The 11,712-nt window shown below is 66.8% G+C and carries 9 protein-coding genes; 2 read left to right on the plus strand and 7 right to left on the minus strand.

Annotated elements, in window-relative coordinates; all coding sequences use genetic code 11:
- Positions 1-15: 15 nt before the first annotated feature.
- On the plus strand, positions 16-717 hold the full coding sequence (locus tag P3W75_RS23090; protein ID WP_430765405.1) for a cyclic nucleotide-binding domain-containing protein: 702 nt from the start codon (positions 16-18) through the stop codon (positions 715-717).
- A 210-nt stretch (positions 718-927) separates the two neighbouring features.
- Here the strand turns inward: P3W75_RS23090 and P3W75_RS23095 are convergent, their stop codons facing one another.
- Positions 928-1,632, minus strand: coding sequence for an MOSC domain-containing protein (locus P3W75_RS23095; RefSeq protein ID WP_276229638.1), 705 nt, complete (start codon positions 1,630-1,632; stop codon positions 928-930).
- 100 nt (positions 1,633-1,732) lie between these two features.
- Between P3W75_RS23095 and P3W75_RS23100 the strand changes: the two genes are divergently transcribed.
- Positions 1,733-2,623 (plus strand): LysR family transcriptional regulator, encoded by an 891-nt coding sequence (locus P3W75_RS23100; RefSeq protein WP_276229639.1) that lies wholly within the window; start codon positions 1,733-1,735, stop codon positions 2,621-2,623.
- 621 nt (positions 2,624-3,244) lie between these two features.
- On the opposite strand, the gene P3W75_RS23105 is transcribed toward P3W75_RS23100, so the two are convergent.
- The 6 genes from P3W75_RS23105 to bioD all read right to left on the minus strand — a co-directional run bounded on the left by P3W75_RS23105 (position 3,245) and on the right by bioD (position 11,696).
- Positions 3,245-5,023: an acyl-CoA dehydrogenase C-terminal domain-containing protein gene (locus tag P3W75_RS23105; protein WP_276229640.1), complete on the minus strand. Its 1,779-nt coding sequence runs from the start codon at positions 5,021-5,023 to the stop codon at positions 3,245-3,247.
- Between the two features lie 220 nt (positions 5,024-5,243).
- Entirely contained in the window at positions 5,244-7,040 is a 1,797-nt protein-coding gene (locus P3W75_RS23110) for an acyl-CoA dehydrogenase C-terminal domain-containing protein (RefSeq protein WP_276229641.1), read from the minus strand.
- 122 nt (positions 7,041-7,162) lie between these two features.
- A complete protein-coding gene (locus P3W75_RS23115) occupies positions 7,163-8,440 on the minus strand; it encodes a GGDEF domain-containing protein (RefSeq protein ID WP_276229642.1) in 1,278 nt (425 codons plus the stop codon).
- A gap of 162 nt (positions 8,441-8,602) precedes the next feature.
- Positions 8,603-10,408, minus strand: a complete 1,806-nt coding sequence (locus tag P3W75_RS23120) for a phenylacyl-CoA dehydrogenase (RefSeq protein WP_276229643.1) — start codon at positions 10,406-10,408, stop codon at positions 8,603-8,605.
- 304 nt (positions 10,409-10,712) lie between these two features.
- Complete coding sequence (locus tag P3W75_RS23125) at positions 10,713-10,940, minus strand: hypothetical protein (RefSeq protein WP_276229644.1); 228 nt, start codon at positions 10,938-10,940, stop codon at positions 10,713-10,715.
- Between the two features lie 66 nt (positions 10,941-11,006).
- On the minus strand, positions 11,007-11,696 hold the full coding sequence (bioD, locus tag P3W75_RS23130; RefSeq protein ID WP_276229645.1) for a dethiobiotin synthase: 690 nt from the start codon (positions 11,694-11,696) through the stop codon (positions 11,007-11,009).
- Between the last annotated feature and the right edge of the window lie 16 nt (positions 11,697-11,712).

Raw genomic sequence — 11,712 nt, forward strand, 5'->3', positions numbered from 1 at the left:
AATTGGATGAATCAGATGCTGAAGCCGCAACCGTACTGCAAGAACTGCCGTCTGGCGCCGCCCTCGCTCAGCGACGACAAGATCCTCGAACTGGAAGCCATCATCAAGCCCGGGCACCTGCTGCACAAAGGCGACCACCTGTTCCGCCAGGGGGATACCTTCCACAGCGTCTTCCTGGTGCGCTCCGGCTCGCTGAAGACAGTGACCACCAACGAGCAGGGCCTGGAGAAGATCACCGGGTTCTACTACGCCAACGAGATCTTCGGCTTCTCCGGCATGGACGAGGGCCGCTACCCGGTGTCGGCCATCGCGCTGGAAAGCACCCTGTGCAGCGAGATTCCGTTCGACCAGCTGGAGCAGCTGTCCCAGGAAATCCCCGGGCTGTCGCACCAGTTGCTGTTGATGATGAGCCGCAAGATCCGCGAGGACCAGCAGATGAAACTACTGCTGTCGCGGCTCAACGCCGATTCGCGGATCGCCGCCTTCCTGCTGAACATCTCGGCGCACTTCCGCGAGCGCGGCTTCTCGGCCATGCGCTTCCGCCTGAGCATGTCGCGCCACGAGATCGGCGATTACCTGGGGCTGGCGGTGGAAACCGTGTCGCGCAGCTTCACCCGCCTGCAGAAGAACGGCCTGCTGCAGGTGAACGGACGGGAGACGGAGATTCTCGACTTCACCGAGCTGTGCGCGCTGGCCGGCGGCGAGATAGAGCTGTAGCGCCCTCATCGCGGACGGAGCATGCCGATAGTGCAGGAGCGGGCCCTGCCCGCGACTCGCGCGCAAGGCGCGCTCCTACAAGAGGAGCGCCACGGCTGATCTAGCATGCGGCGGTGGGGCGAAGCGCCCCAGCCGGGAATAAAAGCCGCCCCTATGGACCAAAACGACGTCCGAGGGCGGGCGCGAGGCAGGTTGCGGGAAGCAGCCGCGTCAAGCGACGGAGCTGCCTCCCTGGCATTCGGGGCCCTGCAGGCGGGCCGTCCAGTCTTCCACCACGCCACTGGCCAGGCGTTGCGCGGCGATCTTGCGCCAGCGCAGCGAGAGCGCGTCGCACGCCATCATCTGGCGCAGGCCGCAACGCTCCAGCGGCTCGTCGAAGAACCAGCGCAGCAGGCTGGCAACGCTCAGCTGCGGGTAGTGTCGCTGCACCAGTTCCAGCGGCGCCCCGGCGCTGACCATGCCGGCGCGGCGCACCCGGTAGAACCAGCCGCAGCGCCCCTGCTGCTGCAACTGCAGCGGCAGCTCCGGCAGATTCCAGCGGCGCCCCAGGCAGTAGCACGGCGAGCGCGGCTGGCTGACTTCGAGCAGCGCCTCGCCCCAGCGGAACAGGTCGCCGACGCAGACGTCGGCCTCGTTCACACCGAAGGTCGAGAGGTTCTCGCCGAACGCCGGCTGCTGCCAGCGCTGCTGCGGATGCAGCTTGCGCCAGTGGCGGTAGTGCTCGGCCGGGTAGTGGTGCAGCACGCGGTCGAGCCCGTCGTAGAGGCGCGGGTGACCGGCCTCCTCGCCCGGCAGGCCTTCAGTGCCCAGCCAGACTTCCCTTCGCGTTTCCAGCTTGTCGATGGCACCTTGCAGGCCGCCCCAGCACTCTTCGACTTTGCCTATGAAAACGCCCTGGATGACGATGCTTTCCACCTTTGTCTACCCACCTGTGGTAGCGGACAGGCACTAGACTAGAGGCTCGGATAGGTTCCTATCCATTTCGATTTTCCAGTTTCGTTGATAAGCAAAGCTTATGGATTTTCGCCAGCTCCGCTATTTCGTCGCACTCTACGAGGAAGGCCATGTCGGCCGCGCCGCCGAGCGCCTGGCGCTGTCGCAACCCGCGCTGTCGCAACAGATCCGCCAACTGGAGCAGAACCTCGACGTGGCGCTGTTCCAGCGCAGCGGCAAGCGCCTGCTGCCGACGGTGGCGGCGCACACCCTGTACAACCACGCGGTGCCCCTGCTGGAAGGCCTGGAGCGGGCCCGCGAAGCGCTGCGCGGCTTCCGTGGGCAGACCGCGCGCAGCCTGGCCATCGGCGTGCTGCAGACGGTCAACGCCAACCTGGTGCCCTACCTGGTGGAACGCCTGCACGCGGCGCAACCGCACCTGCAGGTGCGTATCTACGAATTGTCCGGGGTGGAGATCGAGCGCCGCCTGCTGGCCGGCCAGCTGGATATCGGCATCGGCTTCCTGCCGCCGCGCCAGCCGGCGCTGCACGGCGTGGAGCTGTACCCGGACGAACTGCAGCTGGTGATTCCCGCCGACCACCCGCTGCGCGAGTTCAAGAAGGTGTCCCTGGCGCAGGCGGCGGAATTGCCGATGCTGTTGCTGGGCGAAGAGTTCCGCGCCCGGCAGATCTGGCAGGAGCAGCTGGCCGCCATCGGTCGCCGGCCACGGGTGCAGGCCGAGCTGAACCACATGAGCGGCATCCTCGACAGCCTGCCGCACAGCCGCTTCGCCACCGTGCTGCCGGGGCGCGCACGGCAGCTGCACAGCAACCGCGAGCTGCTCTGGAAACCCCTGAGCGAGCCGCGCATTCCGCTGAGCGTGGGCCTGGTGTACCGCGACGCGCAACGCCAGCACAGCACCGTGGAGTTGCTGCGCTCGCTGCTGGAAGGCGCAGTGCAGCGTTTTTCGTAGAAGCGGACTCATCCGCGATCGCGTAAACGCCGGCCTTGCCGGCGAATCGCGGACAACGTCCTACCGACCAAACACACACTCCCTGTTCCGTCGTCCCCGCGAACGTGGGACGCGGCTCCATCGCGAACAGCGCTTGCGCTGGCCCGAAGGGGAATCATCCAGAGTCTATGGGCTCCCGCGTTCGCGGGAGTGACAGAATGGGGCGCGTACGCAAGACAGTTGCTCCTACGAGGTGCAAGAGAAGCACCGTCGCAGGATGGCGTTGAACGCAGCGATACCCATCCTACGAAAAGCACCGCAGCGCAGCCGGCAAGACAGTTGCGCCTACAGGCTGCCCATGAGAAATCGCGGGCAAAAGAAAACCCCGCCTTGCGGGCGGGGTTTTGCAGACCGATATCCTGACGTCCGTGCTAGCCACCGTCCTTGGTGGAATCCCTTTCTTTCCGTTTTGTCGTCGGCGCTTCCTGCGCAATGTCCTGACTGAGGTAAAGATTACTCGCCGGGCCGGGTGGTCGAAAGACGCCAAATGACACCGCGTCGTGTAAGCCTAGGCTTACACGGCTGTTGCGCCCCTGAAACGACAAGGCCCCGCCAAAGCGGGGCCCTGTCAGGCGGAGCGACTTAGAACTGCGCAGCGTCGAGCAGGTACAGCGACTCGCTGCCGGCCTTCACCGAAGCGCTCAGCGAGTGGATGCGCGGCAGCAGGCGGGCGAAGTAGAAACGCGCGGTGCCGAGCTTGCTGGCGTAGAACTCGTCCTGGGTGTCCTTGCCCAGCGAAGCGCGCGCCATCAGCGCCCAGATGTAGGCGTAGGCGGTGTAGCCGAATACCTGGAGGTACTCCACCGAGGCGGCGCCGATCTCGTTGGGGTTGCCCTTGGCGCGGTCCAGCACCCAGGCGGTCAGCTCTTCCAGGTTCTGCACGGCGGCGTTCAGCGGGCCGGTGAACTCGGCCAGCTCAGCACCGGCGGAGGCGGTGAAGGCCTTGATCTCGTCGGTGAAGTGCTTGGCGAAGGCGCCCCCGCTGCCAACGATCTTGCGGCCCATCAGGTCCAGCGCCTGGATGCCGTTGGTGCCTTCGTAGATCTGGGTGATGCGGCAGTCGCGCACCAGCTGCTCCTGGCCCCACTCGCGGATGAAGCCGTGGCCGCCGAACACCTGCTGGCCGTGGACGGTGGTTTCCAGGCCCATGTCGGTGAGGAAGGCCTTGGCCACCGGGGTCAGCAGCGCCACCAGGTCCTCGGCGCGCTTGCGGGTGGTCGGCTCTTCGCTGTACTTGGCGGTGTCCAGTTGCATGGCGACGTAGCTGGAGAAGGCGCGACCACCCTCGTTCAGCGCCTTCATGGTCAGCAGCATGCGACGCACGTCCGGGTGGACGATGATCGGGTCGGCCGCCTTGTCCTTGGCCACCGGGCCGGTCGGCGCGCGGCTCTGGATACGTTCGCGGGCGTACTCCACGGCGCTCTGGTAGGAACGCTCGCCGGTCGCCAGGCCCTGGATGCCGACGCCCAGGCGCTCGTAGTTCATCATGGTGAACATGGCCGCCAGGCCCTTGTTCGGCGCGTCGACGATCCAGCCGGTGGCGCCGTCGAAGTTCATCACGCAGGTGGCCGAGGCCTTGATGCCCATCTTGTGTTCGATGGAGCCACAGGACACCGCGTTGCGCTCGCCGAGGGAGCCATCTTCGTTGACCATCACCTTGGGCACCAGGAACAGCGAGATGCCCTTGGAGCCGGCCGGCGCGTCGGGCAGCTTGGCCAGCACCAGGTGGACGATGTTCTCGGTCAGGTCGTGCTCGCCGCCGGTGATGAAGATCTTGGTGCCGCTGATCTTGTAGCTGCCGTCTGCCTGGGGCTCGGCCTTGGTGCGGATGATGCCCAGGTCGGTGCCGGCGTGCGGCTCGGTCAGGCACATGGAACCGGCCCAGGTGCCGGCGTACATGTTCGGCAGGTACTTGGCCTTGAGTTCTTCGCTGGCGTGGTTGAGCAGCGACAGGCAGGCGCCGGCGGTGAGCATCGGGTACAGGCCGAAGGACAGGTTGGCCGAGTTGACCATCTCCTCGACCTGCGCGCCGATCACCTTCGGCATGCCCATGCCGCCGAACTCCGGCGCGCCGCCCACGCCCACCCAGCCGCCTTCGGCGTAGGTGCGGTAGGCCTCGGGGAAGCCGGCCGGGGTCTTCACGCCCTCGGCGCTCCAGCTGCAGCCTTCCTCGTCGCCGCTGCGGTTCAGCGGGGCGATCACGCCGCCGGTGACCTTGCCGGCTTCCTCGAGGATGGCGTTGGCGGTGTCGACGTCGACGACTTCGGCCAGGCCCGGCAGTTCTGCCCAGAGCTTACTGACCTCGAAGACTTCGTGGAGGACGAATTGCATGTCGCGCAGCGGTGCTTTGTAGTCAGCCATGTTGGGAATCCTCGAGCGAAACAACGGCTGAACAGGCAGCCAGCGGTATTCAGGATGAAACGTACACAAGAGTACGCCGACGGAGTCTACTCTGACAACTCCACAGAGCTATAGCGTCATGTTGTGAACGAATTATTATCAATCAGTCACAAAAATTTTCCGACCCACAATGCCAGCGGCCCCGGCCGCCATGGGACGACCGGGGCCGCTGACGCCGCGATCAGAGGGCGAACTGCTCGGCGGAAAGGCGCATCAGGCCTTCGCCGCCGGCCTCCACCGCCGCCTTGTGCGCGATCGCGCGCGGCAGCAGGCGGGCGAAGTAGAACTCCGCGGTGACCAGCTTGGCCTGGTAGAAGTCGGCCTCGTCGCTGCCCTGCTCCAGCTTGCCCTGGGCCACCAGGGCCATCTGCAGCCAGAAATAGCCGAGGGTGATGTAGCCGGAGAACATCATGTAGTCGACCGCCGCCGCGCCGACTTCGTCGGGGTTCTTCATGGCGGCCATGCCGACCTTCTGGGTCAGCTCGCCCCACTGCTTGTTCAGCGCCGCCAGCTGCGCCACCTGGGCCTTCAGCTGCGGATGCTCGGCGTTGGCCTGGCACAGCTGGTGCACCAGCTTGGTGAAGCCCAGCAGCAGTTTGCCCTGGCTGCCGAGCACCTTGCGGCCGAGCAGGTCGAGCGCCTGGATGCCGTTGGTGCCTTCGTAGATCGGGGCGATGCGGCAGTCGCGCACCAGCTGTTCCATGCCCCACTCGCGGATGAAGCCGTGGCCGCCGAACACCTGCATGCCGTGGTTGGTCACCTCCAGCCCGGTGTCGGTCATGAAGGCCTTGCAGATCGGAGTCAGGAAGGCCAGCAGGTTGGCCGCCTGCTCACGCTCTTCTTCGCTCGCGGACAGGTGCTCGATATCCAGCAACTGGGCGGTGAAGTAGGCCAGCGCGCGGTTGCCCTCGTTGAACGCCCTCATGGTCAGCAGCATGCGCCGCACGTCCGGGTGGACGATGATCGGGTCGGCCGGCTTGTCCGGCGCCTTGGGCCCGGTCAGCGCGCGCATCTGCAGGCGCTCGCGGGCGTATTTCACGGCGCCCTGGTAGCTGACCTCGCCGAGGCACAGGCCCTGCATCCCGGTGCCCAGGCGCGCGTGGTTCATCATGGTGAACATGCACGCCAGGCCCTTGTTGGCCTCGCCGATCAGGTAGCCGGTGGCGCCGTCGAAGTTCATCACGCAGGTCGCCGAAGCCTTGATGCCCATCTTGTGCTCGATGGAACCGCAGCTCACCGCGTTGCGCGAGCCGGCTTCGCCGTTCGCGTCGAGGTTGAACTTGGGCACGATGAACAGCGAGATGCCCTTGGTTCCGGCCGGGGCGTCGGGCAGCTTGGCCAGCACCAGGTGGATGATGTTGCCGCTCATGTCGTGCTCGCCGGCGGAGATGAAGATCTTCGTGCCGCTGATCGCGTAGCTGCCGTCGGCGTTGGGTACGGCGCGGGTCTTGATGATGCCCAGGTCGGTGCCGCAGTGCGGCTCGGTCAGGCACATGGTGCCGGTCCACTCGCCGGCGGTCATGCGCGGCAGGTAGGCCTGCTTCTGCTCGGCGCTGCCATGGGCGTGGATGGCGGCCATGGCGCCCTTGGTCAGGCCCGGGTACATGGCCCAGGAGCAGTTGGCCGCGCCGATCATTTCGCTGACCAGCAGGCCGAGCGACGGCGGCAGGCCCTGGCCGCCGTATTGCGGGTCGGAGGACACGCCGTTCCAGCCGCCCTCGACGTACTGCGCGAAGGCTTCCTTGAAGCCCTTGGGCGTGGTCACCACCCCATTGTCGAAATGGCAGCCCTCTTCGTCACCGGAGCGGTTCAGCGGCGCCAGCACCTGTTCGCAGAACTTGGCGCCTTCCTCGAGGACGGCAGCGACCATGTCCGGGCTGGCGTCGGTCGCCCCCAGGGCCTGGTAGCGGCCCGCGAAATCGAAGACTTCGTCGATCAGGAAGCGCACGTCGCGCAGGGGAGCCTTGTACTCGGGCATGGCAGTTCTCCAGTCGGTTCGGCGCCGATCCGGCGCGGGAAAACCCTGAACCTACTGTGCGCCGGAAAGCACCGGCAATCACCCTGCACGCGATGAATGCGGGCCCATAACCGCGAGCGGCCTCAGGCGGTGCGCACCGCGCCGCGACGGCTCTGGCCATGCACCGAGACGCGGTTGCGGCCGCCGCTCTTGGCGGCGTACAGCGCCTGGTCGGCGGCCTTGATCACGTCCTCGGGGTTGCGCTGCACGGCGTCGCGCTCGGCCACGCCGATGCTGACGGTGACGCTGATCGACTGGCCGGCCTTGCCCTGGCGCTGGCTGCGCCCCTGGCGGTCGTCACGCGGGCGCTTGTCGCGGTCGCGCAACTGCATGGTGTAGCCCTCCACCGACTCGCGCACCGCTTCCAGGTGCGCCAGGCAGTCGTCCAGGGTCTTGCCGGAGAACACCAGGGTGAATTCCTCGCCGCCGTAGCGGTAGGCCTTGCCGCCCCCGGTGACACGGCGCAGGCGGCCGGCGACCATGCGCAGCACCTGGTCGCCGACGTCGTGGCCGTGGGTGTCGTTGCAGCGCTTGAAGTGGTCCACGTCGACCATCGCCACCACGTATTGCTGGCCCAGGCGCTGGAAACGCTCGTTCAGCGCGCGCCGTCCCGGCAGGCCGGTCAGCTCGTCGCGGAAGGCCATCAGGTAGGACTCGTGCGCCACCGCCGCGGCGAGGTTGAGCATCACCACGCTGCTCATCGCATGCAGGCCGTAGGGCAGGATGAACACCTTGGGCAGCATCCACAGCAGGGCGAACAGCCCCAGCAGCTGCGCCGCGTGCAGCGGGCGCGGCTGGCGCAGGTAGGTAGCCAGCAGGGCGCCGCCGGCAATGATGAAACCCAGGTAGGACAGCTGCGCCAGGCTCATCCAGCTGCCGTGCAGGCTTGGCCAGTAGACGCTGGCGACCAACTCCAGCATGCCTTCCGGGAAGCTGCGGGCGAGCCCGGTGAACAGCGCCGCCACGGCCACCAGCGCGGCGACACGGGCGAGCAGGTCCTGGAGCAGGTGCGAGCGCTCCTGCCAGGCGCCGTAGAGGCCGTAGAGCAGCGGCAGCAGCACGCAGACCAGGTGGAACACCAGCGCCGCGTCGGCGCGCGGCGCCCGATGCGCGCGGAAGTAGTCGACCTGGGTGTCGAGCAGGAAATAGGCGATGTACACCACCACCAGCATGGCCAGCTGGCGCTGCCGTCCGTAGATCAGACAGAGCGCGCCGCCCAGCAGCAGGAGCAGGGTCGGCAGCACGTTGAACAGCGAGACGAAGAACTCGTTCATCCCGGTCAGCGAACCGGCCACCACGCCGGCGGGCAGCAACAGGGACGCGAGGAAATGGCTAGGCCGGTAGCGAGAGATGAGGCGCACAAGGGGTCCAGGGGGTTGCCGGGCACGCCTCTGCTGGCGTGCGACCAGGTGGCGTAATGATGGCAGCTTATTGCGCCGCGCGCCTGCATCCGCGCACAAAAAAGCCCGCCGGGTGGCGGGCTTTTCCGATGGCTGGACGGCCGCCGAAGCGGCCGCGGTCAATCAGTAACCGAGGGAGAAATCTTCCTCGGCCAGGTCCATCAGGTTGCTCGCGCCGGACAGCATGGTGGCGGCATGGGTGCGGGTACGCGGCAGGATGCGCTGGAAGTAGAAGCGCGCGGTCTGCAGCTTGGCCTTGTAGAAGGCTTCCTCGCTGGTGCCGGCAGCCAGTTTCTCGGCGGCCAGGCGTGCCATGTCGGCCCAGAAGTAGGCCAGGCAGGCGTAGCCGGAGAACATCAGGTAGTCGACCGAAGCGGCGCCGACTTCCTCGCGGTCCTTCATGGCGGCCATGCCGACCTTCATGGTCAGGTCGCCCCACTCCTTGTTCAGCGCGGCCAGCGGCGCGACGAATTCCTTGACGGCTTCGTTGCCTTCGTTGGCCTGGCAGAACTTGTGCACGATCCTGGTGAAGCCCTTGAGCGCTTCGCCCTGGGTCATCAGGACCTTGCGGCCCAGCAGGTCCAGCGCCTGAACGCCGGTGGTGCCTTCGTACAGCATGGAGATGCGGCTGTCGCGGACGTTCTGTTCCATGCCGTGCTCGGCGATGAAGCCGTGGCCGCCATAGATCTGTACGCCGTGGTTGGCGGACTCGAAGCCGACTTCGGTCATGAACGCCTTGGCGATCGGGGTCAGGAAGGCCAGCATCGAGTCAGCGGCTTTCTTCTGCTCTTCGTCCTGGCTGCGCTGGACGATGTCGACCTGCTTGGCGGCGAAGTACAGCATGGCACGGTTGCCTTCGGCGAACGCCTTGGCGGTCAGCAGCATGCGGCGGACGTCCGGGTGCACGATGATCGGGTCGGCGGCCTTGTCCGGGGCTTTCGGGCCGGTCAGCGAACGCATCTGCAGACGCTCGCGGGCGTAGGCGATGCCACCCTGGAAACCGATCTCGGCGTGGGCCAGGCCTTGCAGCGCGGTACCCAGGCGAGCGGTGTTCATGAAGGTGAACATGCAGTTCAGGCCCTTGTTCGGCGGGCCGATCAGGAAGCCGGTGGCGGCGTCGAAGTTCATCACGCAGGTGGCGTTGCCGTGGATGCCCATCTTGTGCTCGATGGAGCCGCAGGAAACGGCGTTGCGCTCGCCCACGCCGCCTTCGACGTTGGGCAGGAACTTCGGCACGATGAACAGCGAGATGCCCTTGGTGCCCTGCGGGGCGTCGGGCAGGCGGGCCAGCACGATGTGGACGATGTTGTCGGCCATGTCGTGTTCACCGGCGGAGATGAAGATCTTGGTGCCGGAAATCTTGTAGGTGCCGTCGGCCTGGGGTTCGGCCTTGGTGCGCAGCATGCCCAGGTCGGTGCCGCAATGCGGCTCGGTCAGGCACATGGTGCCGGTCCACTCGCCGGAAACCAGCTTGGTCAGGTAGGTGGACTGCTGCTCCGGGGTGCCGTGGGCGTGCAGGGTGTTCATGGCGCCGTGGGACAGGCCCGGGTACATGCCCCAGGACCAGTTGGCCTGGCCGACCATCTCGCTGATGGCCAGGCCGAGGGATTCCGGCAGGCCCTGACCGCCGTGCTCGACGTCATGGGCCAGGCTCGGCCAGCCGCCTTCGACGAATTGCTCGTAGGCAGCCTTGAAGCCGGTGGGGGTCTTCACACCCTCGGGGCTCCAGGTGCAGCCTTCCAGGTCGCCGACGCGGTTCAGCGGAGCGATCACCTGTTCGCAGAACTTGGCACCCTCTTCGAGGATGGCGTTCACCATGTCCGGGGTGGCGTCTTCGGCGCCCGGCAGGCTCTGGTAGTGCGCTTCGTAGCCCAGCAGCTCGTCGCGAACGAAACGGATATCACGCAAGGGGGCCTTGTAATCAGGCATAGCGGTAACCTCTACGAAGGGTTCTGGAATATGGGCGACCGGTAGCACGGTCGCTGTGCGGGATCGTTCCCGGCCGCCCAGTCGCCGCGCTGCGCGCCACGACTCTCAAACAGGCGTTTGAAACATACGTTTACGCCATACCCTTGTCAAGCGCGCAAGCCGACTGCCCGGTCACGCGCGCGGCTCGCGCCAGAGCGGCGCGAACCCGGAGCTTCCGGTCGACAGGCGAAGCATGGCCACGGGCCTGCCGGCAGGCGGCCCTGGCGATATATCTGAAGGGGGATTCTGAGGGATACGAGAAGGATCAGACGCTGATATCGATCAGCGTCCCGAGGGTTTCATCGGCAGTCTGCAGCACGCGGCTGGACGCCAGCGCGGCGTACTTGCCCTGCTCCATGTCGACCACCGGGCGCGCCACGTCGTCCTTGGCCACGGGCTGCGCGGCCACCTGGGCGGCGGCGCGGTCGACCTGCTGCAGGCCGCGTTGCAGCCCCTGCAGACCGGCACTGAATGCGTTACCGGAAATTTCCATGGTCGATCTTCCTCGGGGAAAGCTACCGCCTATTCAAGCAGGATCGCCCTTGATATTCAAAGGCCATCAGTCCGGAAGATCGAGAATGCCCAGGTCCAGGTGCCCGGCCACGGCGAACGGCGTGGGCGCGGCCAGGCGCGGCACGCGGCCGATGCACGGCGCCGGCAGGCGCTCGGCGAGGGTCGCCAGGTTCTCTTCCAGGCGCGAGGTCTTGGCATCGACGATGTTGGCCACCCAGCCGGCCAGCTGCAGGCCGTCACGCAGGATCGCCTCGGCGCTGAGCACCGCGTGGTTGATGCAGCCCAGGCGCACGCCGACCACCAGGATCACCGGCAGGTCGAGGCGGATGGCCAGGTCCGACAGGCTTTCCTCGCCGGCCAGGGGCACGCGCCAACCGCCCGCGCCCTCCACCAGGGTGAAGTCGGCGCCGCGTTGCAGCACATGGCGCACCGGCCCGGCCAGGGTGTCGACGTTCAGCGCCACGCCGACTTCGCGGGCAGCCAGGTGCGGGGCGATGGCCGGTTCGAAGGCGAAGGGGTTCACCTCTTCGTAGGCCAGCGGCAGGCTGCACTCGCCGAGCAGGGCCAGGGCGTCGCCATTGCGCAGGCCCTCGGGACGGCGCTCGCAGCCGGACGCCACCGGCTTGGCGGCGGCGGTGGACATCCCGGCCATGCGCGCGGCGTGCAGCAGGCCGGCGGCGATGGTGGTCTTGCCGATTTCGGTGTCGGTGCCGGTGATGAAAAACGCGTGTGGCATGGGGTTCCTCTGGAAA

Source organism: Pseudomonas citronellolis, assembly GCF_029335315.1.
GTDB lineage: Bacteria > Pseudomonadota > Gammaproteobacteria > Pseudomonadales > Pseudomonadaceae > Pseudomonas > Pseudomonas citronellolis_A.